The organism is Brevundimonas sp. T2-11 (assembly GCF_055397675.1).
This window is the reverse complement of record NZ_AP027920.1, coordinates 1753866-1776666: the sequence shown is the minus strand read 5'-3', so window position 1 is coordinate 1776666 and position 22801 is coordinate 1753866. Positions and strand designations below refer to the sequence as shown.

Genomic DNA, 22801 nt, shown 5'->3' with positions numbered 1-22801 from the left:
CCCCACGTATCTGGTGACCGGTCAAGCTCGGGGTCAGCGTGCGCCTCCGTCCTGCTTCTTGTCCTGACCGTCGTCGCCATGATCTGATGTGAGGCGGGATGGGCCGCGGCCCGGACGGGGATGGCGAAATGACGCCTGATGAGGAAAGCCTTGTCGCCGACAGGCTTGAAGCCGAGGCGGCCTGCATGCATGCGGAATCGCGCCGGTCGCGCACACGTATGGAAAGCCTGTGGCTGCGGTTTCGCGCCCTTATGCGTGAGGAGACAGCCGTGCGTCTGCGCGAGCGGGCGGACGGGCGGCGCTCGCGGGATTGAGACCTAGGGCGTTTCACCGTTAGTCTGGGTCCAGCGGGTTGTCGTGAATAGAGATCGGCTATGGTCCGGGGGATGCGCGTAACCGCGCATCGGACGCGGCCGGGATCGAATAAGCGCGCCTCTTCATCGGAGGATTCCACGCCCGCCCCCTTTTCATGCTGCGCCTGACGAATATCGCCCTTGGGGCGAATCTCCAGGTCACGCTAGAGCGGTCACCTTACATCAAAAGTGAGAGGCGACGTGGCGGAACCGATTGAAGCCCCGAAACTATCTCCTCGCGACGTCCTTGAGTGGATGGCGGTAACCCTACCGCTCCTGACGGCGGCGGGCTTCATCTGCACCGCGGTGATCCTTATGTCGCTTTTCGGCGAGTGGGGCCTGTCGGGCATGCAACTCGTCACCCCGCAGGACATCGTCGTACCAGGCGTGATGATCGGCTACCTGATCGTGACCATCCTATATCTGCCATTCGCCCTGGCGCAGTTCTTCAGCTGGTTTTCAACAGGCGACCTGAGCCGCAGGATCACGCGAGGGGCCGGCTGGCTCCTGTTGTTGGGGGCGGTGGTCGCGGCCCTGGTCGTCAAGGACATCCAGTGGCGGCTGCTGTTCGCATTCTTGGCCACCAGCGCCGGATTTCTTCTGCTGCTTCGAACCATGCGTTCGGAACTGGACTCGACCGGCGTCAAGGCGCGGACCGTGTTCGCGGCGATTCTTTTTTCTATTGCGGGAGGCGTCTGGATCTGCGGCGCATTCGGCGGCCTGTTCAACCAAATGGTCGGCGTGGGGCTGGCACGCGGTCTCTATGTGATCGATCCGCATGCCGCTTGCATCGGCCGCGTGCTTTGGTTCGGAGAGCGCGTCATCGTGCTGCGGTGCGCCACCGGTAGTGAAGAAATCCGCGTCATGCCCGCGAAAGAGGACCTCCGTCTCGGGTCAGAGCGGGAGCTTGGTCTTGCCTCGAAGGCCAAGGCCCAGTAGCCGATCAAGGCGGGCGCCGGATCGATAGGCGCGGGTCCAGTGACCGGGGGGTGTCGGCGAACGCCGGCGACCGGTGGGACCTCTTCTGAAACCTCCGGGCCTTTTCGCAAGGTTCCAACGCCCGTCCCCTTCACCCCGGAGGCGAAGGGCGATCTTGCGCCCGGGAATCAAATCAGTCACGATTCAGGCGTCGGCCCAGGCCGACAGGGGCGTGGAATCCCCTGCGATGTTTCTCAATGACGACGGCCAAGGCGCGCCAGCAGGCGTGCGTGAGCCGTTGCGGCCGGTGTTTCCCTTCAGGAGGCGCGGAACGCTCCAGCGCGGGCGGCAGGATTTCCATGTGCGCTGTTCGCCGCCCCTGGCCTCCCTGGGAGGGACGGACTTGGCCAAGGCGGAAGGCGCTGACGCAGAGCGCAGGATCGAATCGCAGGCCCGGTCGGAACAGCGACTGGCGGACTGGCATGCGCGTTACGACCGCTGGCTGGCGGCCCAGATCCGGCGGAGGTTTTCCGGCCAGAGCGGCGAGGACATCGCCCAGGAGACCTGGGTGAGGCTGGCGGCTAGCGGCGATGTGGAGGCCGTGCGGCGACCGAAGGCCTTTCTTTTGCGGGTGGCCACCAATCTCGCGATCGGACAGGCTCGGCGACGCGCCGTGGCGGAACGCTTCGCCGCTGCCGCGCCGCCGATTGTTCAGACCGAGGCGGATCAACTGGAGACGGTCTTTCTTCGACAGATCGTCCTCGACTTGCCACAACCCCTCCGGGATGTCTTTCTTCTGTCTCGTGTGGGCGGTCTGACCAACAGCCAGATCGCCGAGCATCTCGGCATCAGTCAGAAAACGGTCGAGTGGCGCATGACGCGGGCCCTGGCCCGCTGCGCCGCCCAGCTCCGGCGCTAAGGATGGGGTATCGCATGGCCGGCCCGAAGACCCGCCCTCAGGCCCGAACCCGCGCCGCCGAAGTGGAGGCGGCTGAATGGCACGCGCGCCTGGGCGGCCCCAGCGTCGATGCGGCGACGATCGAAGCCTTTTTCGTCTGGCGCCGGTCGCCCGGGAATGCGGAAGCCTACCGCAGGGTGGAGGCTGTCTGGACGGAAAGCCCGGGCCTGGGCTCTGACCCGCAGGTCGCGGCGGCGCTTCAGGAGACCCTGTCGCGGGGGGCGAAGCGCCGGAAGCCGGCTCGCCTGTCTTGGGGGCTGGCCGCGGTCGGGGCGGCCGTCGTCCTGGCGGGCGGTCTCAGTTTCTGGCTGCAGGCGCGGACCGTCTTCTCCACCGGGGTGGGAGAGGCGCGCCTGATCCGGCTGGCGGACGGATCCTCGGTCCGCCTCGATACGGCTTCGAAGGTGCGGGTGCGTTTCGACGGGGACCGGCGTCTGGTTGAGCTGAGCGAAGGCCAGGCCCTGTTCACGGTGGCGCATGACGCCGCTCGCCCCTTTGTGGTGACGGCCGGCGACGCCAGGGTCACGGCCCTCGGCACGGTCTTCGACGTCCGTCGCGACGCCGGCGGCGTTCGCGTGACCCTGGTCTCCGGCTCGGTGGAGGTGAGGGGCGGCGGGTCGGCCCAGCGTATGGCCGCGGGCCGGCAGGCGCGGGTAGGGGCGGACGGCCTGGTCACGGCGGCGGTCGATGTCGGGGCCGAGACGGGCTGGACCGAGGGGCGCATCGTCTTCCGGGACACGCCGCTGCCGGCCGCTGTGGCCGAGGTGAACCGCTACCTGTCCGACAAGATCCTGCTCGATCCCGCAGCGGCGGACGGGCGCGCGGTGAACGGCGTGTTCCGGACCGGGGACCGGGAGGCCTTCGTCGCCGCCGCGACCCAGGCCCTTGGCGTCAGGCCGGTGGCGGAACCGGACGGTTCGGTCCGGCTGACGGGAGCGTCGGGCTAGGGAGGCGAAATTTTTCATCGTCGAGCGCCGGGGTCGTCCGGGGGCTCGGGCGTCTCTTTCCTGACGCCACGAGGCGTCGAGGGGGAGACCTGAGATGAATCGATCGACTATCTTCGCTTTCGCCGCCGCGGCCGCGTGTCTGGCGGCCGCTTCGCCCGCCTCCGCCCAGGAGACGCGGGTATTCGATATTCCGGCCGGCGCCCTGGCCGACGCCCTGACCGCCTTCGGGATTCAAAGCGACCGGCAGATCCTGTTCACCAGCGACCTGGTCGCCGGGCGGCGTTCGCACGGGCTCAGCGGCGCCTTTGCGCCTTCCTTCGCCCTGGATCGCCTGCTGGCGGGAACGGGCCTGGTCTGGGTCGAGACGCGGCCCGGCGTCTATGTGGTGAGAACGCCGACCGCCTCTGCGGAAGAGACGACGGAGGTCGGGGAGGTGATCGTCACGGGCAGCCTGCTGCGCGGCTCGGGACCCTTGTCGTCGCCGATCCTGGTTCTGGACCGGGACGCCCTGGACCGGCGCGGGCGAGGCTCGGTCGCAGACATCCTGGCCGATCTGCCGCAGAACTACGCCGGTTCGGGCACGCCGGGCGCGCTTCTGGGCTTCGCCGATCCCGCGGGCGGCAACAGCGCCCTGGCCACGGGGATCAATCTGAGGGGCCTGGGCGTGGGCTCGACCCTGACCCTGGTCAACGGGCGGCGGCTGGCCGGGACCGGATCGCGCGGGGCCTTCGCCGACGCTTCCGCCCTGCCGTCGGCGGCCGTGGCCCGGGTGGACGTCCTGCTTGACGGGGCCTCGGCCCTCTATGGTTCGGACGCCGTGGCCGGGGTGGTCAATATCGTCATGCGGCGCGAGTTCGACGGTCAGGAAAGCCGGTTGCGGATCGGCGCCGCGCGCGGAGGCGGCGAGGACCTTACGGTTTCGCATCTGGTCGGGAACAGCTGGGACGGCGGTTCAGCCTATGTCGCCTATGAGCATCAGGCGGCCAGGGGGCTGAACATGCTGGATCGGCCCTATACGGCGGATGGCGATCTGCGTCCTTTCGGCGGGCATGACCGACGGGGCCTGTTCGCTTCCCCGGGCAACATCGTGGCGGCTTCGGGCGGGGCCTTCGCCGCCCAGTGGGCCATTCGACCTGGCCCGTCGGGCGCCGCCCAGGGGGCAGGGGACTTCGCGGCCGGGCAGGCCAACGGCACGGCCCTGTTGTCCGGCGCGGACCTGGCGCCGGACGTCAGGCGGGACAGCCTCTATGGGCGCGTGGCCCAGGATCTGGGGGGCCGCTTCGAGGCCAGCGCCGACGTCCGCTTCAGCCGTCGCGCCTACGGCATGCAGAACGCGCCGACGAGCACGGTCTTCGCCGTAAGCGCCGCCAATCCGCATTTCGTTTCGCCCAATGGCTCGGCCCAGCATCTGATCGCCTATTCCTTCTACGGGGACCTGGGGCCGACACGGAGAAAGGGCGTTTCACGCAGTCTCGGCGTCACCGCCGGCGGGGCCTATGACCTTGGCGCAGGCTGGTCCCTGGACGGCTACCTGGGTCTGGCGGAGGAGAGGGCGGAGAACCTGACCTTCAAGGTCGTGAATAGCGCCTTCCTCGCCGAGGCGCTCGGCAACGGCCCGGACAATCCGGCGACGGCCTATGATCGTCTGCGCGACGGCTACTTCAATCCGTTCGGCGCGGGCGCCGCCAATAACCGGGCGGTGTTGGACTTCATCAGCCAGGGCTATTCACACAGCCTTCTGCGCAATCGCGCGGGCTCGGCCAACCTGCTGGCGCGGGGGCCGCTCATGCGGCTGCCGGGCGGTGATCTGGATCTGGCTGTCGGCTTCCAGGCGAGGCGGGAAAGCCTGGCGAGCCGCGCCCGCACCCTGACCTCGACCGCCGCGCCGCGCGAGACCCGCGAACCGGATCATGATCGCGAGGTGCAGGCGGGCTTCGTCGAGGCCCGCCTGCCGATCGTGGGGAGCGCCAACGCTCGCCGCGGTCTGGAACGTCTCGAGGTGACGGCCGCGGTCCGGATCGAGGACTACGACGACTTCGGATCCACGACCAATCCCAGGATCGGTGCAGTCTGGTCGCCCGCTCCGGGATGGAACCTGCGCGCCTCCTGGGGAACCTCCTTCAAGGCGCCGGCCCTGACCCAGATGTTCGACGCCTCGGCGGCGACCATGACGACCGTGCCGAGATCCGACGGCCTGAGGGTGACCAGCATCTACCTCTATGGCGGCAATCCGGATCTGAAGCCTGAAACGGCCGAGACCTGGACGGCGGGGTTCGACTATCGGGCGGAAGGCGGCGGGCGGCTGAGCCTCGGCTATTTCGACATCCGTTTCTCCGACCGCATCAATCAGCCGATCAATGAGAATCTCCAGGCGGCCCTGACCAATCCGGATCTCGCGCCCTTTGTGCGCCTCGTCGATCCGGCGGGAAATCCCGCCGACATGGCCCTGGTGCGATCCTATGTGGAGGCGCCCGGCTTTCCCGCCGCGGGCCTCTATCCCCCCGACGCCTACGGCGCGATCCTCGACGGACGGTGGGTCAACGCCGCCGCCGTGGAGGTGCGCGGCCTGGACTTCGCCGGGAGCTGGCCGGTCCGCTTCGGTGCGGATGAGCTGACCTTTGACGCCTCGGTCTCTTACCTGTTCGACTATGATCAGCAGAACACCCCGGCCGCGCCCCTGCGCTCTGTCAGGGGCCTGGTCGGCTATCCGTCGAAGCTGAGGTCGAGAGCCGGGGCGACCTGGACCCGGGGCGAGGTCTTCGCCGGGCTGAGCTGGAGCCATGTGGCCGCCTATGAAGACCGGGAGGGGGCCAGGATCGACGCCTGGAATACGGTCGATCTTCAGCTGGGCTGGGATCGCGGCGACGGCCTTCGGGCTCTGTTCAACGTCCAGAACCTCTTCGACGCCGATCCGCCCTTCTACGACTCGACCTCGGGCGTGGGCTTTGATCCGGGCGGCGCCGATCCTCTGGGACGGGTCGTCTCCCTGCAACTGATCAAGCGCTGGTAGGTCCGACATGATCAGATGGATCAGTCCCGCCCTGGCGGGGATGGCCCTGGCTTGCCTGTCTTGGACCGGCGCCCTGGCGGACGAAAGGCGGCCGGCGAGGATCGACGACATCCTCTCCATGTCCAGCTTCGGCGCCGTCTCCCTCTCGCCCGATGGCCGTCATGCCGCCTGGGTGCGACAGGGGCCTTATGATGAAGGGCCGCGCTTTGATCGCGACTGGCGCTCGGCCTGGAGCGCCGGGGTGCTGATGATCGCCGATCTGGAGGAGGGAGCCGCCCCGCTGCCGGTGGATGAAGGAGCGGCCGGCCTGCTTCAGGGACCATGGTCGCCCGACGGAGCCCGCTTGATGGTCTATCGCCTGGTCGGCGAGATAGCCGAGGCGGGGATCGCGGACGTACGGACCGGAAGGGTGAGGTGGACGGGCCTGGCCCCCGATCTGCCCCTGAACGGCGCGGGCGCGGCCTGGCTCGGCGCCGACCGGTTTCTGCTCAGCGTCAGGACGGACGGCCGCTCGCCCTGGCAGCTTCGCTTCCAGACGCCGGGCGCGGAGGTCATGGCGGAACGCTGGCGCATCAGCCGGGAGGGCAAGGTCCCGTCACGCCAGATTCTGGATACGCGTGAAGCGGCCGTCGCGGCGGAGGAGCCGTGGGAGGTCCAGACCCTGATGATGGCGAGCGCCGACGACGGAAAGGCCGTCCCTCTGCTGACGGGCTCCATTCGCGATTTTGAACTGTCGCCGGGCGGCGCCTGGGCCGCGATCCTGGTCCAGGCGGAGGCGACGCCGTCGCCGGTCGAGGAAAGAAATGTCCAGAGCGCGGTTCTGCGCCGTGGGCGGCTTCGGCTGGTGGAGACGGCGACCGGTCGGGTCGTGGAGCCGGAGGAGGAGATGGACGTCGCGCCGCACCTCCTGCGCTGGTCTCCCGACGGCAGGGAGATCGCGATCTGGAGACGGCGGGAAGACGCGACCTGGCGTGAAGGCGGGCTGGTCGCGATCGCGACCGACGGAACGATCCGACGGATCGACGTCAATGGGCTTGAGCCGAGAGAGAAGGGCCGGACGCTGGACGAACTGAGAGCGGTGCGGGTCGACTGGATCGGAGACCGGCTGCTCTTCTACGCCCGGGAGCCGGACGGCGATCGGTTCGACTGGTGGCGGCTTGACCCTGACGGTCCCGTGGCGATGACGCGCAAACTGTCTGTCGTTCCGGATCGTTTGACGGCGGTGAACGCGAACTCGGCCCGTCTCGTCGCAGACGGACGGCTCTGGAGGCTGGCACGGACCGGCGAGGCCGAACCTCTGGCGGAAGTCGGGCCGGAATTGCGGTCGGCCGAGCCCGTGAACCTGCTCGACACGGTGCGCAGCCGCTCCAACAGCGCGGCGAGGCGCGGGTGGTCGCCCCTGTTCGAGGCGGGGGGACTGGCGGCCTACGGGAACGACGGTCGACGAATATGGCGCTCCAGCCGCGCCTGCGACGGCGAACTCCGGGTGCGGGCCGTCGCCGGCGCCCGCGCCCTGGCGGTCTGCGACCTTCAGGGCGTGTCCGTTCTGACGGCGGAGGAGGCTTCAGGGAGTCGGGTCCTGGAGAGGTTGAACCCGGACTTCGGCGATCTCCAGCTGCCGCGGCCCATGCCCGTGCCGCATCGGGATCGCCTCGGACGTCCGGTGGTCAGCTATCTCTATCGGCCTCCGGGTCTGGCGGCGTCGGAGATCCGGGGCGTGATCGTCGACTTCTACCCGGGACGCGGGGATGCGGGCCGGTGGACCGACGCCCTGAGCCTGAGGTCGGGCATGCTGGCCACGGTCCTGGCCATGGGGAAGTACGCCGTGCTGTCGCCGACCAGCGCGGCCGAGGGCGAAAGCGACCGGGCCGAAATGCTGGACGACTTCCGGGCGGGACTGGATCTGGCCATCGATGCGGCGGAAGCGGCCGCGCCGGATCTGCCATGGTCGCGTCTGGCCCTCTACGGGCACAGTTTCGGAGGCTATGGGGCTCTGGGCGTGGCGGCGCGAACCGACCGGTTCCGGACCTATGTGGTTTCCTCGGCGCCGACGCAGATGTTCGGCAAATGGGGGGAGCCCATGCCGGTCGCCCGGCTCTGGCCCAACCCGGGTTCAGCCTGGATCCAGTCCGCCGGAGCGACAGAACAGGGCCAGGCGAAGCTGGAGGTTCCACCCTGGGAGGCGCCGGACGTCTACGCCAGGGCCAGCCCCATGCTGGGCGCGCCCTGCATCAGGGCGCCCGTCCTGCTGATCACGGCCGACCGGGACTATGTGCCGGCGACCCAGTCCGAAGCCATGTTCGCCGCCCTGCATCGTCTGGGCAAACGCGCGCGGCTGATCACCTACTGGGGCGAGGGTCATGGCATGACGAGCCCGGCCAATTTTCGCGATCTGCACGCCCAGATCTTCCGATGGCTGGACGAGACTCTCGGGGAGGCGGAGTCCTCATCGCTCCAACCGTTTGTCCCAGGCGCGGACCCAGCCTTCGAACAGGGCGGCGAGAAGGATGTCGGGATAGTCGCCGCAGCGAATGAGGGCGTCGCGTGTCAGAGCCGCTTCGGCGCCCTTGCGGTCGATGACGCCGAGGGCGGCCAGGCGCCCGTCCAGGAGCCAGGGTCTCAGGTCGTCGAGACCGTCGGCGATCATCCGGCCGAAGAAGGCGGTGAGCTCGCCCTTTGAGCGCCGATGGATGATCTCGGGGGGAAGCCGGTCCCCGAAGGCCAGGCGGGCGAGGGCGCGATCACGGCGACCCAGGGTGAGTTGGGGCGTCGACAGGCCCAGGCAGGTCTCGATCACGGGTTGGGACAGGAGGGGATGGAAGACGTCGACGGCGGCGGTGAGCCGGCTGGCGCCGTGGAGGCCGTGGCCCTGGAGGAGGCTGAGCACCTGGACGGTCTTGGCCGGCCCCCAGGCGGCGGCCTCGTCCAGCCAGGGATGGCGCGGCGGCGCGCCGTCGAGCGGTGTGAAAAGGGACAGCTCGCCGGGCGCCGGATCGGCGGGACCACGCCAGGACCGGGCGGCGGAGACCAGGGTCCAGACCGATCTCTCGTTGAGGCGTGCGAGCCGGACCAGGTCCCGGGACCACAGGGCCCGCCAGCCCCTGAGACGCCACAGGTCGGTGAAGACGGCGGGCGAGGCGGGCTGGATCAGGAGACCGTCGCCGCCCTTGCCGGTGAAGAGGGCCTGGACGCCGGCGGCGGAGCAGTAGTCGGCCCAGGAATGATCGAAGTCGCCGTCGAGGGCGGCGAGCGACGGGCGCAGCCTCTGGGGCGCGGCCTCCAGGGCCGCAAGGCCGAGGGGAGAGCGACGACGCTCGAACCGGGTCGCGGTTATGGCGAGGCCCTGCTCGAGGGCGTCGACGAACCGGCTCTCGTCCGCGCCGGGGCCCGGGCCCGTGGCGTTCAGCCAGAGACGGACCTCATGACGCGGATGCAGGGCGGCCGCGACAATGCTTGAATCCAGCCCTCCCGAGATTTCGCCTCCGACCGCTCCGGCGGCCGAGGTCAGGCCGTCCACGGCTTCCTCGATCGCCGCGCGCAGACGGGCGGCGGCCTCGGGCGGCCTGAGCGTGATCAGGTCAGGCCGGTGGACATGGTCGGCGGGACGCCACAGGGCGTGGGTCTCGTCGGTCGCAAGATCTTTCATCTCGCCAGGGAGAAGGGCGACCGGGCCGTCCAGCGGCAGGGCGGCGCCGAGGACAAGGGGATTGCGCACGGCGACGGCGAGGCGGGAGGTTGAAATGCGCCAGTCGGAGGCGACCGTCTTCACCAGGCCGTCAGGCAGGTCGGAAGCGATGAAGGTCAGGCCGTGGGCGTTCCAGAACACGGCTTCGCGGGCGCCGGAGGGATCGCGGAGCACGGCGCAGGCTTCTCCGGACGGGGCCAGGAGGACGCCGACATAACGGCCCCAGATACGAGCCAGGAGTTTGCGGTCCCAGGCGTGGGGAGCCTGATCCTCGATGGCGGGAAAGACCGGGCTTCGTCGATCGAAGACGTCGCCGATCAGGGTCCAGGGGCCGATCTTGCGCAGAGCGGGCGGGCGCGGCCCCCAGACGATCAGCCAGGCGAGCGGGGACAGGGCGCGAACAGTGAAGCCCAGACGTTCGGCCTCGGCCTGGACGGCGAGGGACAGGCGTTCGCCGAGAGGCGCCTGGGCAGGGCGGCTGCAAAGGAGGAAGTCGCCCATCAGACGGCCATGATCGGGGTGAAGCCGCCGACCCGGTTGAGACTGTCGCCCACGACGACGTCGCCGACCTGGACCCAGCAGTGGGCGAAGAAGGGCCAGGTGCGGACGCCGAAGACCCAGTCGGCTTCGAGCCCGCGTCGGCAGAGGCGATCATGAAGCATCCAGGAACGCTGGAGGCAGTCGCCCTCGAAGGGCGCCCAGGGGCGGATCGTCTCGAAGGCCGCCGCTTCGCGGATTGCGGCTTCGAGGTCGCGCCGGCGGGTGCGTGCCTTGCGGCGCGCGGCGGTCTCGACCAGGGCGGCCAGACCGCGGCGCCGGAAGGCGGCTGTGGCCGCGAGGGCGTGCAGAAAGAGGGGGAGGCGCCGGAAGGGCGGCGCGGAGAGGTTCAGGGCCGCCTGGCGTTTCGCCGGAACGAGGGGTCTGCGCCGACCGTCGGAGGCGGGGACGACAAGGCCCGCCGCGGCCAGTTGATCGAGAAACGCGGTTTCCGCCTGGACGCCGCCGCCGTGGCGGACCGGCTGCAACAGGTCGGCTGCGCCGGGGATCAGGATATAGGCGTCGCTTCGCAGGTCGAGGACGACGACGTCTTCGTCCCGTCGGGCCAGGTGGACGCCCGGGGCGAGGTCTGCATCGGACAGGCCGGTCATGGGGACGCTCAAACGAGATGATGGGCGAAGCGATGGGCGAGGTGATCGGGCGGCCGACGAGCAGCCGCCCGACCGGGCCTACATGGGGAAGTCGGTGCGAAGGCCGGCGCTTTCGACGTACTTGCCGTCGATCTCCAGACGGGTGAGATCACGTGCGCTTCCGACGCGCACCAGCTTGAGCGTTTGGGTCTGCATGTCAGTCTCCTGGATCGGATCGCCGCGGAATGCGGCGGACCCAGTGAGCGCCCGTATCGGCGTCTGTTGAAGCTATATCTGGAGTATATTTCTCAACCAGGACAGGGCGCTAGCGCCCCGGGGCCGGGCGGGCCCGGGCCAGGGCGTCCGCGCCGGAGCGTATCCAGGTCCGGGCTTCGGCCTGGGCGGTCTGGGCCGCCGCCAGCCTGTCGAACATGGCGGTGACGGCGCTGACGATGGTGCGCGGGTCCAGGTCCCGGACGCCGTCGCCGAGGGCCAGGTCGAAGCTCTGGAGGCCCACGGCGAGGATGGTGGCCAGCTGGTTGTCGGCGGTGCGGGCCGCCAGCTCCGGCGAACCTATGGCCACCGCCATGAGGAGGGCGTGAGGATCGCTTCGCGTCGCCCGGGCGAAGCGGTGGATGTGGTCCAGGTTCGGGCGCGCCTGTCCGGCCTCGAACCTCTGGTAGGTGCGCAGGGGCATGTTCATGGCCTCTGCGGTCTGGTTCGAGCTCATGCCGCGCAGGCGTCGGACCGAGCGGAGCGCGCGTGAGAGAAGGGCGCTGTCATGCGCGGCGGCGGGCGGAACGCCCTTGGTCTTCGCATCCATCCTCCACCCCCAAGGTTGCAGGCCGGATCGGCCGGTCGGACGGGCGTCGAGAGAAGCCGCGCCGTTTTCCGGCGCACTCGACGACAAACTCCGGCGCTGGGCGCGACCTTTTTCGGCGCGAAGAACGCGGGTTTCTCTCATTCATTGGAGAAGGCGCGCCTCTGTTCAATAGTTTTCGTCGATCCTCGACGGAGGCATGAGCTTGACCAGAAGTCGCGACCCCTTTCTTCAGGCGCTCGACAGCCTGAGGTTGAGAGCCGAGCAGGGCGCCTTCGGCGCCGGCCAGCCCGTCATCATCATCGAAGAAGCGCGGAGGCTGCGCCTGTCCGCCACGCCGGTTCGCGAAGCCCTGGCCTGGATGGCGGGGGCGGGACTGGTCGAGCGGGCGCCGCTGGGCGGCTATGTCAGCGTGTCCATGGATGCGGCGGAGCTGAGGGACGCCCTGGCCTTCCGGCTCCATTGCCTGAGACTGAGCCTGGAGACGGTCGAGGTCTTTCCGTCCGCGCCGCCGGAAGCCGATGCGGGGGCGCCCGCTGTCTTGCGGACGCGGCTTGAGAGGCTGGTGGAGAGCGGCGGGAGCGCAGCCGTTCTGGACGCCTATCGCAGGGTTTCGGCTCGACTGGCGCGGTTCGCTGTCGCCGAGGCAAGGGTGTTCGAGGATGTGGCGGCCGAGGCCGAAGGCCTTGCGGAGCGGTTCGACGACGGCGACGTGGAGGGGCTGTGGTCCGCCCTTTCCATCTATCATCATCGCCGGATGGACGCGGCGCCCCTGCTGGTGCTGGAGGCGGGCACGCCGCCTCCGGATGGGACGGAAGACAGGCGATGAAGGGGCGGCTTCTCGGGCTCGCGGCCGGCGGACTGATCGGCCTGGCCGCCGCGACCCAGGTCTTCGCCTGGACCTATGCCTGGTCGCCTTCGCTGGGTCCCGGCTGGCGCGTCGCGGCGGATCTGGTCCTCTATCCGCCCTGGTCCGTCCTGGTCTGGCGGCGGACCTTCGCTGCCGAGGCGCGCGAGGCGATCGGCAGGAGCGGGGCGCTCATCCTGCTCGGATCCCTCGGCGGCCTGGGGCTCGGCGCCCTGATCGACAGGCCGTCGAACCAGCGGCGTCGCGGATGGGGCGATCTCGCGGAGGCCCGTCGCGCCGGACTGCTGGAGCCGGCCGGCGCCGTGATCGGCCTGATGGGCGGCCGGCTTCTGGCGACCACGGACCTGAGACCCAGCCTGGTGACGGGCGGAACACGCAGCGGCAAGGGCAGGGGGCATGTGGTTCCGACCCTCCTGTCCTGGAGCCACAGCGCCCTGGTCCATGATCCCAAGGGCGAGCTGTGGAGCCTGACGGCGGGCTGGCGTTCGGGCTTTTCCCACGTCCTCTTCCTGGCGCCGCGCCATCCCGCTTCGGCGCGGTGGAACCCCCTGGCGGAGATCCGCCCGGGAGCAGGCGAACTGGCTCAGGTTCAAAGGCTTGTCGCCATTCTCTCTGATCCCGGAGGAAGTCGTGACGAGGAGGCCATATGGGACAAGGCGGCCTCGGAGATCCTGGAGGCGGTCATCCTGCATGTCCTTCATACGGCCGAGGACGGAGACAAGACCCTGCTGAAGGCCCGCGAACTCCTGGCCGATCTCGATGCGACGGCGGACCTCATGCTCAAGACCCTGCATCGGCCGGGGCCGGATGGCGAGCCGGAGACCCATCCCTTCATCCGCACGGCGGTTACCGGCTATGCAGCCATGCACGACCGCTTCCGCACCTCGGTCCAGGGCACGGCCCGGTCCTACCTCAAGTGGCTGGCCGGCGAGGACGTGGAGCGCTGTCTTTCGGCGTCGGACTTCTCCATGGGCGACCTGATGTGCGCCGGGGCGCCCGTCTCCCTCTATGTCCAGGTGGCGCCGGCCGACGCCTCCGCCCTGAAGCCTCTGGTGCGGCTTCTGTTCCAGGCCGCGGCCCAGGCCCTGACCGCCGATGAAAAGGCGGATGCGGGCGGCAGCGAAAAGCGGTTCCGCCTGCTGATGCTGATGGACGAGTTTCCCCTGCTGGGACGGCTGGCCTTCTTCGAGAAGGCGCTGAGGCTGATGAGCGGCTACGGCATCAAGCCCATGTTCGTGGCCCAGTCGCTTAACGACATCGTCGAGACCTATGGGGCGAACAACACCATCCTCGACAACTGCCATGTCTACACCGCCTTCGCGGCCCTCGATCCCCTGACCCAGGACAAGGTGTCGAAGCTGACAGGCGTGGTCATCGAATGGCGCAGGGGCCGCAGCGGTCCCGGACTTCTCGGCGCCGGGCGCAGCGCAGTGTCGGCGAGCGAGGCGGAGCGCCCCCTGATGGAGCCGGGCGAGGTGCGCGGTCTCGGCGATGACGAACAACTGGTCTTCGCGGCGGGGCGCAGGCCTCTGAGGTGCCGCAAGCTTCAGCCTCTCGGTTTGAAAGCGAAGGCGATCAGAACTTGAAGCTTGCCCGCAGCAGCAGGGTGTAGCGGACATAGTCCTTCAGCAGTTCGGCGTCGCCGGTGATGGACAGCAGCCCCAGTTCGTTGCCGACGTTCAGACGGAAGCCGAGGATCGGGCCGCCGCCTTCGATGCTGGCGGGGTCCAGGGTGAAGGCGTCGCCGCCCGACGTGAAGCGGGCGATGGTCGAGCCGGCGTCGACCGAGAAGTTCTGGCGCCAGCCCAGACGAACTTCCGGACGAATCCAGCCGTCCTTGCCGAAGCCGTAGCCGATGTTCACGGCCGCGACGCCGGAGAAGATGTGGCCGTCGCGATCATCGATCTCGAGATCGAAGCCGTCGCCGCCGCCCTTTTCGACGCGCGCGTCCTCGCTCAGCGAGAAGTACTCGCCGTAGATCTCGGGGCGAACGTTCAGACGTCCGAAGTGCCGTTCATATGAGGCGCCGCCGGCCGCGGCCAGGGTCAGGCCGTGCCAGTCGGACTCGTTCTTCAGATTGAGGCCGTCGGCGACCAGCTTGCGGGTGGCGTTGAACGAGGCGTAACCGCCGGCTGCACGAGCCCAGGTCGTCCAGTACTGACCCTGGGCGCGCCAGTAGAGGCCCAGCTCGAGCAGGTTGGCCGAAAGGACTTCCTCCGCCGCGGCTTCGGGATCTTCCAGATCGGACGAGGTGAAGGCTGCAGTCAGGCCAAAGGCGCCCATGTTGGTGCCGCGCTCGACGCCGCCTGCGACGCCGAAGCCTTCCGAACGGAAGCCGTAGGAATCGGTCTTGTCCTTGTCGGCGTAGAAGTTGATTTCCTGCACCCAGGCGCTGGTTTCACCCGGCGCGGCCGAGGCGTTGCGGCCGGTCAGGGCGCGGGTCACGGCGTCCACGCCGCTGGCCAGAGAGAGCAGGGGGCCGCCCGAGTGGTCCGGGAGCAGCTGCTCGTAGATGTCGAAGAAGCCCTCCCGTCCGGTCTGGCTCAGAATGGCGTTGCGGATCGCGTCGTTCTGTCCCAGCGCGCCGTAGATGGAGTCGTAGGCGGCGGATTCGACGCCGATCATGCCGGCTTCTTCTGCGGTGCGGCGACGGGCGTCGACATAGACGTCGCCGGCGGCCGCATCGACCCCGGTCTTGACCACGAAGGCGTAGGGCGAGTTGGCCTGCAGGCCGTCCGGATCGATCGTGCCGGCGTTCAGCGTGTCGGCGTCGATGATGGTGAAGCGCGTCTCTTCCTGGATGAGGGAGTTGAAGCGCACCCCGAGATCCGCGCCCGTGGCGATATTGGCCGTGCCATCGACCTTGAACCCGCCTGCTGCGTCGTTGGCGGGGTCCAGGGTGACGATCAGCTTGCCGTCGGCGCCGACGTCCAGGCCGGTCACTTCCAGTTGCCCGGAGTGACGGGCGTCCAGGGTGCCGTTGGAGACATTGATGTTCAGCAGGCCGTCGGCGTTCGTCAGCTTGCCGGTGACGACGGCGCCGCCTGAAATGCTGAGACTGTCAGCGCCGGCGCCGAAGCTGATGTCGCCGGTGACCGTCCCGTTGCGGATGTCGAGAACATCGGCGCCCGAACCCAGCCGGATTTCGCCGTTGATGACGGGCTCGCTGCTGTCGGGAACGTCGTCATTGTCGGCGTCGGGCAGTTCGGTGCCGGGAATGGCGACGCCGTCCTGAACGAAGGTGACGCCGGTCGTGTTCTTGCTGAGATCGACAGCAACGGCCTTGCCGGTCTGGGCGATGTCGGCGGTGGGGACGATGCCGGCGGCGATCATGCCGGTGTTGGTGAAGCTGGTCAGGGTGCCGGAATCGTCGCGGAAGGCGACGGCGTCGGTTTTCGAGCCGCTGACGGCCGCAGTGACCTGGCCGGAGTTGTTGAAGCTGGAGACGGATGCGCCCGATTCGATCAGGACGCCGGTTACGACATGCTCGCCGGTGGAGGCGGCGCTCGCCTGGATCGTGCCGGTGTTGACGATGGCCGGGGCCGCCGCGCCGTCGCCGAGCAAGACCGCCGTGCTGTTGGCGTTCAACGCCGAGGCGCCGATCGTGCCCTTGTTGTAGATGCCGCCGGCGACGGTGACCGACTGGCCGAGGCCGCCGATCTGCAGGCCATGGGCGTCGGTACCGGAATAGACGCCGACGCCTTCAATGGAGCCCCGATTGATGACGCCATAGGCTTCGTCGCCGACGCCGACGGCGCCGATCGTGGTGGCGTTGGTCGCCGAACCGATCATGACAGCCGGTGCGCCGCCGAAGGTCTTGATGGTGGCGACGCCTTCCAGGGTGTCGAGGACGCCGTCGCCGTCACGGTCGGTGTCTTCGCGGTTCTTGACGCCGTCACCGTCGTCGTCTTCGTCGCCGTTCTTGACGCCATCGCCGTCGTCGTCGCCTTCGATGCCGCTGGACCCGTAGGAGGGGGCGGTGTCGAACAGAACGCCTTCGGTGACACTGCCGGCGATGCGAACCGCTGAACCGCCCTGCAGCAGGTCGTCGTCGTCGAGGTCCTCCAGATAGAGGGTTTCAGGCTTGATGGTGCCCGACGTCGGCGTGGCGCCCGGCGGGGTCGTGTAGCGGTAGCCGGTCGAAGAAATGGCGCCCTGGATCTTCACGGCGCCCTGAACGTCGCCGTCCAGGGCCACGCCCACAGCGTTCTCTCCCTGGGAGGCGATGCTGCCCAGGACCGCCACGTCGCCCGTCACGGGGCCCGTCACATGGATGCCGTAGGTGTTGGAGCCCAGGACGCTGATCGTGCCGAGGCTGGTCAGGTCGCCGGTCAACGGGGCCTCAATGGAAAGGCCGGCGGAGTTGTTGCCTTCGATCTTGATCGAGCCGCCGCTTTCGATCTTCACATCGCCGGTCAAGGGCGAGGTTCCGGTGACGCGCACGCCGTAACGATTCTGACCGTCGGCGAATGGGCCGTCCAGATCACCGTCCTTGTCGGTGTCGGTGTATTCCGTGATGGAATCGGAAATGTCGATGGAGCCGCCGACCGTCACATTGGCGGTGTTGCCGCCCTGGACCAGGATCCCGGTCGAGCCATCGGCCGACTTGTCCATCTTGATCGATGAACCGGCGTCCATGTCGATGCTATGGCTGGAATCAACGGTTACGGCCGTCCCGCTGGCGACCGTGATCGTACCGCCGCTGGCGAAGCGAATATTGTCGGGTGCGGTTCCGGTCGCGGTCGAGGTGGAGATCGGCGTGGTGCGCGCCGTCGAGATCACGGTCTCGGACGTCGATTGCGCCTGGACGCCGGCCGCGGCCATCAGGGGGGCGATCGCCACTGCGGTCGCAAGCAGAATACGCATTAGTTGGAAACCCCTCGTGGACACACGCGCGACAACGCCAGCCGTCCGTCTATCAGGCTCGGCGTCGCCATGCCCCAAGTTTCTCGAATTTGAGGCGATTGCAAGGCCCGGCGTAGGCAGGCCGTGGTGAATGGAAGCTGAAGAACGCCATTCGATCGCCCGGGCGAGGTTCTTGGGCGCGTTCTTCAAAAGGACGCTTGAGCGGAGCCGTTTCCGGGTCTAGGGGCGATTCATGGTGAGTTCCAAACGCGTAAGTCGCATCCAAAGCCGGTCCCGTCGCGTTGCGGCGTCAAGATCAGGAAAGGGCGCCTCAATGACAATGAGCGATATCGACGTTCAAGAAGGCGAACTGCGCCTTATTCCGGGGCTGGATGAAGAAGTCGCTGAAACTCTTCGAATTCTCAAGGCGTCGACCGCCGATCCACGGCCGCGTCTGGTGGACACCACCATGCTGTTCGCGCCGCGTTCGGGCGGGGTGAAGCGCTATCTTCTGTCGAAGAAGACGTGGCTGGAGGCGAACCGCCCGTCTGTGGCGCATACCCTGGTGGTGCCGGGCGCCAAGCACAGGGCGGGGGCGGACGGAATCGTCCAGCTTCACGCCGCCAAGCTGCCCTTCGGCGACGGCTATCGTTGGCCCAGCTCTGTACGGCGTTGGGGCGCCTGGGTGGCGTCCATGAATCCGGCCGTCATCGAGGCGGGGGATCCCTATACGCCGGGGCAGGGCGCGCTGGAGGCAGGACAACGGGCCGGTTGTCCGGTCGTCGGCTTCTGTCACTCGGACCCGGCGGGTCTGGCGGCCCTGCATTTCGGTGAATGGGCCAAGAAGCCGGTCGAGAAGCGCTGGGCCCGGCTGTTCTCGCAATTCGACCGCGTGGTCTCGCCCAGCCGGTTCATTGCCCGCCGTCTGGAAGAGGCAGGTGTCGGCGGCATCGTGATTCGTCCCCTGGGGGTCGAGGTCGACACCTTCAGGCCTGACCGTCGCGATCGGGACTGGCTGCTGAAGAAGCTGGGCCTGGACGCTGACGCTCGTCTGCTGTGCTTCGCGGGCCGTCCGGCCAAGGAGAAGAACGTCGATGTCCTGATCGACGCGGTGCAGCGCCTGGGCGCGCCCTATCATCTGGTGCTGGTCGGGGCCGGAGCCGGCATGCCGCCCGAGGACCGGGTCATCTCTCTGCCCTATGAGAAGGATCCCAAGGCCGTGGCGCGGATCATCGCCAGTTGCGACGCCTTCGTTCACGCCAACGACAAGGAACCCTTCGGCCTGATCGTGCTGGAGGCCATGGCCTGCGGTAGGCCCGTGGTGGGCGTCAACGCCGGCGGCGTGGCCGAGACGGTCGATTCCAGCGTGGGCCAACTGGCCGCTTCGGCCGATCCGGTCGACTATGCCGAGGCGATCGAGGCCCTGTTCGAGCGAGACATCGAAGCTTTGGGTCAGGCCGCGCGGGTCAAGATGGTGGAGCAGTTCGCCTGGAACCGGGTCTTCGAGGATCTGTCGATGCTTTATGGCGAATTGAGCGGTCGCTCGGAGTTCGTCATGCCGCAAGAAGTCGCGCCGCTGAACTAGCGGTGCGACGACGGCGCGCGCGGAGGCGAAGCGTCGAGTAAACAATTGAAATGAAAGCGAAGAGGCGGTGTGCGCCATTCCTTTCGCTGAAAGGAATGGCGCGAGTGACGGGGCTCGAACCCGCGACCTCCGGCGTGACAGGCCGGCACTCTAACCAACTGAGCTACACCCGCGTTTCCCGAACCGAAGCGCTGTGCGCCGCGGCGAGGGGCGTCGTTTAGGCGGGGCCGCCGCGCCCGTCAAGCGGCCCCGCTGTGGATAAGTGAAAATATCGCCAGACCTCCGTTACTTGGCGGCTGCGGCGGCCTGAGGCGGGGCGACAGGGCCGGCGATTCCGCCGTCCGACGGCAGGTGAGAGGCGACGGCGGGCGGGGGCGGTTCGTAGTGGACGCCCACGCCCGGCCCCAGCGGCAGATCCAGCGCCACCCAGGTCGCCACCATGATCAGGCCCGCGATCAGGAAGGCCCCCGCGTAGGGCAGCATGGTGGCCATCAAGGAGCCGAGACCGAAGCGGGGGTCCCAGCGCTGGGCGAAGGTCAGAATGAGGGGGAAGTAGCTCATCAACGGCGTGGCGATGTTGGTGACGCTGTCGCCCATGCGATAGGCGGCGGTCGTCATCTCGGGGCTGATGCCCAGCAGCATGAACATGGGCACGACGATGGGGGCCAGCGCCGACCACTTGGCCGAGGCCGAGCCGATGAAGAGGTCGAAGACGCAGGACACCAGCACCACCACGATCAGCAGCAGGGGTGTCGGCAGGGCCAGTTCGCGCAGGGAGGCGGCGGCGTTGACGGCCAGGATAGGGCCGAGACCAGACCAGTTGAACATGGCCACGAAGTGGGCGGCGAAGAAGGCCAGGACGATATAGGGGGCCAACTGGCTGATCCCCTCGCGCATCATACGGACGAGGTCATGGTGGCTTCTGATCGAGCCGGAGCCGACGCCGAAGGCCGCGCCTGCGCCAAAGAAGGTCAGAGCGAAGAAGGCGACCAGCGAGCGGTACAGCGGATTGAAACGCTGCTCAGGCTCGGCGTCGGCGTCGATGAAGGGCGAACCGGGCAGGAGGGTGATCAATGTCCAGATGGCGATCATCGTCAGGATGGTCAGGCCAGCAAACATCAGGCCGCGCTTTTCCATGCTGGAGAGCGGCTGCTTTTCCTCAGCCGTGGCTGGCGCGGCGGAGGTGGGGACCCACGGCCCGAGGCGCGGCTCGATCACCCGGTCGGTCAGGAACCAGACAATGGGGGTGAAGACGAAGACGACGCCGACGATGAAGAACCAGTTGCCGGCGATGCTGACCGCATAGGACGGATCGATCAGGTGGGCGGCGGGTTCAGTGATGCCCAGGATCAGGGCGTCGCTCGCGCCGGGGAAGAGGTTGCCCGCATAACCGCCCGACACAGCGGCGAATCCGGCGGCCAGACCGGCCAGGGGATGGCGGCCCGCCGCGGCGAAGATGACGGCGGCCAGCGGAATGACCACGACATAGGAGGCGTCAGAGGCATGGTGCGACACCATGCCGGTCACCACCACGATCGGCGTCAGGATGAATCGCGGAGCGTTCAGCAAGGCGCCGCGAATGGCCGTCGAGAACATGCCTGTCCGCTCGGCGACCGAGGCGCCGTAAATAATTGTGATCACGATCCCCAGAGGCGGAAAATCGGCCAGGGTGCGCGGCATGCCGATGAAGAGCCGCTCCAGATTGGCGGGCGACAACAGGCTCTCGGCCTGGAGCACGTCTCCGGTCACCGGGTTGACCGCTGACCAGCCGAGGCCGGCGCCGATCATGCTGAGGACGATCAGGCCCAGGATCAGCCACAGAAAGAGAAATACGGGATCGGGCAGGCGATTGCCGACGCGTTCGATGGTGTTCAGCAAGCGGGCTGCCAGGCTCATGCTGCGACCTTGATTACAGAGATACGGGAAAGCCGCCATTTACGCGTATCGACGGTGCGGCTGGCAACGTCGGGGCCTGCGGCAAAACGCGCGTAAGCTTGCGAACCGTTCTCAACAAAAAACCTTTGCCGACATGGGTTTGAACCTGTCGAAGGTTGGGTCTAAGAAGCCCCGAATCCGCCCCCTCCCTCGGCGGGCGAGGCAGCTCGAATGAACGCATTTCTTCTGGAATACCTCCCGATCGTCGTTTTCCTGGCGATCGCCGCCGTACTGGGCCTCGGCTTCATGCTGGCCGCCTGGGCATTGGCGCCGAAAAACCCCGACACCGAAAAGCTGTCGGCCTATGAGTGCGGCTTCAACGCCTTTGACGACGCACGCATGAAGTTCGACGTCCGGTTCTATCTGGTGTCGATCCTCTTCATCATCTTCGACCTGGAAGTGGCCTTCCTGTTCCCGTGGGCGGTGTCGATGTTCGACCTGTCGACCGGCGGCATGGTCTTCGCCTTCTGGTCGATGATGATCTTCCTCGGCGTCCTGACCGTCGGCTTTATCTACGAATGGAAGAAGGGAGCGCTGGAATGGCAATAATCGCGCCATCGTCGCCTTTGGCGTCGCCCCTGGTCCCCGCCGGCTCGGCCGCGCGCTCGACCGTGGAGGGCTACGACCCCAAGATTCACGACAAGTTCTTCGAGGCGGTGAACACCGAGCTCGGCGAGCAGGGCTTCCTGACGACCTCGCTGGACGACGTCATCAACTGGGCACGCACGGGTTCGCTGATGTGGATGTCGTTCGGCCTGGCCTGCTGCGCCGTGGAGATGATCCACCTGTCGATGCCGCGCTTCGACCTGGAACGCTTCGGCACCGCGCCGCGCGGCTCGCCGCGCCAGTCGGACCTGATGATCGTCGCCGGCACCCTGACCAACAAGATGGCTCCGGCCCTGCGCAAGGTCTATGACCAGATGCCGGACCCGCGCTACGTCATCTCGATGGGCAGCTGCGCCAACGGCGGCGGCTACTACCACTACAGCTACAGCGTCGTGCGCGGCTGCGACCGCGTGGTGCCGGTGGACGTTTATGTCCCGGGCTGCCCGCCGACCGCCGAGGCCCTGCTGTACGGCATCCTGCAGCTGCAGAAGAAGATCCGCCGCACGGGGACGATCGAGCGATGAGCGAACTGGTGCGCGTCGCGGAGCGCGAATCCGCCCTGACCCCGCTGGGGACCGAAATGGTGGCGGCTCTCGGTGTCGAGGCCGTCGTGGCTTATGGCGAGCTGACCCTGATCGCCCCGCGCGAAAACATCGTCGCCGTCATGACGGCCCTGCGCGATCAATTCGGCTTCCAGCTGCTGATGGACGCCTGCGGCGCCGACTATCCGGACCGCGCCGAGCGGTTCGAGGTGGTTTATCACCTGCTGTCGTTGACCCGCGCCGCGCGGGTTCGCGTCAAGGTCTCGACCGACGAAGTGAAGCCCGTTCCCAGCGTCGTGTCGGTCTATCCGTCGGCCGGCTGGTTCGAGCGTGAAGCCTTCGACATGTACGGCATGATCTTCTCGGATCACCCCGACATGCGCCGCATCCTGACCGACTACGGTTTCGAGGGGCACCCGCTGCGCAAGGACTTCCCGATGACGGGCTATGTCGAGGTCCGCTACGACGAAGAGCAGAAGCGCGTGGTCTATGAGCCGGTGAAGCTGGCCCAGGAATATCGCAACTTCGACTTCCTCTCTCCGTGGGAAGGCGCTGAATATCCCACCGTCCTGCCGGGCGACGAGAAGGCGGGAGCCAAGTAA

Annotated in this window: 15 protein-coding genes, 1 tRNA gene and 1 pseudogene; 11 read left to right on the top strand and 6 right to left on the bottom strand. The window is 67.9% G+C overall.

Features of this window, described 5'->3' with window-relative positions; translation table 11 throughout:
* The first annotated feature begins 554 nt into the window (after positions 1 to 554).
* From ACZ5XO_RS08845 to ACZ5XO_RS08825, 5 genes and pseudogenes are all read left to right on the top strand, one after another.
* Positions 555 to 1292, top strand: a complete 738-nt coding sequence (locus ACZ5XO_RS08845; RefSeq protein WP_464161997.1) for a hypothetical protein — start codon at positions 555 to 557, stop codon at positions 1290 to 1292.
* Between the two features lie 382 nt (positions 1293 to 1674).
* A complete protein-coding gene (locus ACZ5XO_RS08840; RefSeq protein ID WP_464161996.1) occupies positions 1675 to 2190 on the top strand; it encodes an RNA polymerase sigma factor in 516 nt (171 codons plus the stop codon).
* Between the two features lie 14 nt (positions 2191 to 2204).
* Positions 2205 to 3176, top strand: coding sequence for a FecR family protein (locus ACZ5XO_RS08835; protein ID WP_464161995.1), 972 nt, complete (start codon positions 2205 to 2207; stop codon positions 3174 to 3176).
* A 94-nt stretch (positions 3177 to 3270) separates the two neighbouring features.
* Positions 3271 to 6186 carry a TonB-dependent receptor domain-containing protein gene (locus ACZ5XO_RS08830; RefSeq protein WP_464161994.1) on the top strand — a complete coding sequence of 972 codons (2916 nt, stop codon included), beginning with the start codon at positions 3271 to 3273 and terminating at the stop codon, positions 6184 to 6186.
* Between the two features lie 7 nt (positions 6187 to 6193).
* Positions 6194 to 8563 (top strand): annotated as a pseudogene (locus ACZ5XO_RS08825) (S9 family peptidase); the annotation flags it as partial.
* A 69-nt stretch (positions 8564 to 8632) separates the two neighbouring features.
* Here ACZ5XO_RS08825 and ACZ5XO_RS08820 read toward each other — a convergent pair.
* From ACZ5XO_RS08820 to ACZ5XO_RS08810, 3 genes are all read right to left on the bottom strand, one after another.
* On the bottom strand, positions 8633 to 10372 hold the full coding sequence (locus ACZ5XO_RS08820; protein ID WP_464161993.1) for an asparagine synthase-related protein: 1740 nt from the start codon (positions 10370 to 10372) through the stop codon (positions 8633 to 8635).
* Positions 10372 to 11019 carry a lasso peptide biosynthesis B2 protein gene (locus tag ACZ5XO_RS08815; protein WP_464161992.1) on the bottom strand — a complete coding sequence of 216 codons (648 nt, stop codon included), beginning with the start codon at positions 11017 to 11019 and terminating at the stop codon, positions 10372 to 10374. The genes ACZ5XO_RS08820 and ACZ5XO_RS08815 overlap by 1 nt, the downstream gene beginning before the upstream one ends.
* Positions 11020 to 11323: 304 nt before the next feature.
* Positions 11324 to 11821 (bottom strand): helix-turn-helix domain-containing protein, encoded by a 498-nt coding sequence (locus ACZ5XO_RS08810; RefSeq protein ID WP_400546125.1) that lies wholly within the window; start codon positions 11819 to 11821, stop codon positions 11324 to 11326.
* A 196-nt stretch (positions 11822 to 12017) separates the two neighbouring features.
* Here ACZ5XO_RS08810 and ACZ5XO_RS08805 point away from each other — a divergent pair, with 196 nt between their 5' ends.
* Both ACZ5XO_RS08805 and ACZ5XO_RS08800 read left to right on the top strand, forming a co-directional pair.
* Entirely contained in the window at positions 12018 to 12647 is a 630-nt protein-coding gene (locus ACZ5XO_RS08805; protein WP_464161991.1) for a GntR family transcriptional regulator, read from the top strand.
* Positions 12644 to 14272 carry a type IV secretory system conjugative DNA transfer family protein gene (locus ACZ5XO_RS08800; RefSeq protein ID WP_464161990.1) on the top strand — a complete coding sequence of 543 codons (1629 nt, stop codon included), beginning with the start codon at positions 12644 to 12646 and terminating at the stop codon, positions 14270 to 14272. The genes ACZ5XO_RS08805 and ACZ5XO_RS08800 overlap by 4 nt, the downstream gene beginning before the upstream one ends.
* Here ACZ5XO_RS08800 and ACZ5XO_RS08795 read toward each other — a convergent pair.
* Positions 14262 to 17552: an autotransporter outer membrane beta-barrel domain-containing protein gene (locus ACZ5XO_RS08795; protein ID WP_464161989.1), complete on the bottom strand. Its 3291-nt coding sequence runs from the start codon at positions 17550 to 17552 to the stop codon at positions 14262 to 14264. The two genes, ACZ5XO_RS08800 and ACZ5XO_RS08795, sit on opposite strands and share 11 nt — an antisense overlap.
* A 313-nt stretch (positions 17553 to 17865) precedes the next feature.
* On the opposite strand from ACZ5XO_RS08795, the gene ACZ5XO_RS08790 reads away from it, so the two are divergent.
* The gene (locus tag ACZ5XO_RS08790) at positions 17866 to 19116 is read left to right on the top strand and encodes a glycosyltransferase (protein WP_464161988.1); all 1251 of its coding nucleotides are present in this window, start codon (positions 17866 to 17868) and stop codon (positions 19114 to 19116) included.
* 96 nt (positions 19117 to 19212) lie between these two features.
* On the opposite strand, the gene ACZ5XO_RS08785 is transcribed toward ACZ5XO_RS08790, so the two are convergent.
* Together ACZ5XO_RS08785 and ACZ5XO_RS08780 are read right to left on the bottom strand one after the other, a co-directional pair.
* A tRNA-Asp gene (locus tag ACZ5XO_RS08785) sits at positions 19213 to 19289 on the bottom strand.
* A gap of 112 nt (positions 19290 to 19401) precedes the next feature.
* Positions 19402 to 21012, bottom strand: a complete 1611-nt coding sequence (locus ACZ5XO_RS08780; protein ID WP_464161987.1) for an AbgT family transporter — start codon at positions 21010 to 21012, stop codon at positions 19402 to 19404.
* Positions 21013 to 21222: 210 nt separating this feature from the next.
* On the opposite strand from ACZ5XO_RS08780, the gene ACZ5XO_RS08775 reads away from it, so the two are divergent.
* The 3 genes from ACZ5XO_RS08775 to ACZ5XO_RS08765 are packed head-to-tail and all read left to right on the top strand — an operon-like array spanning position 21223 to position 22801.
* On the top strand, positions 21223 to 21600 hold the full coding sequence (locus ACZ5XO_RS08775) for an NADH-quinone oxidoreductase subunit A (protein WP_105563443.1): 378 nt from the start codon (positions 21223 to 21225) through the stop codon (positions 21598 to 21600).
* Positions 21570 to 22181 carry a NuoB/complex I 20 kDa subunit family protein gene (locus tag ACZ5XO_RS08770; protein WP_292082645.1) on the top strand — a complete coding sequence of 204 codons (612 nt, stop codon included), beginning with the start codon at positions 21570 to 21572 and terminating at the stop codon, positions 22179 to 22181. The genes ACZ5XO_RS08775 and ACZ5XO_RS08770 overlap by 31 nt, the downstream gene beginning before the upstream one ends.
* Positions 22178 to 22801 (top strand): NADH-quinone oxidoreductase subunit C, encoded by a 624-nt coding sequence (locus ACZ5XO_RS08765; RefSeq protein WP_464161986.1) that lies wholly within the window; start codon positions 22178 to 22180, stop codon positions 22799 to 22801. The genes ACZ5XO_RS08770 and ACZ5XO_RS08765 overlap by 4 nt, the downstream gene beginning before the upstream one ends.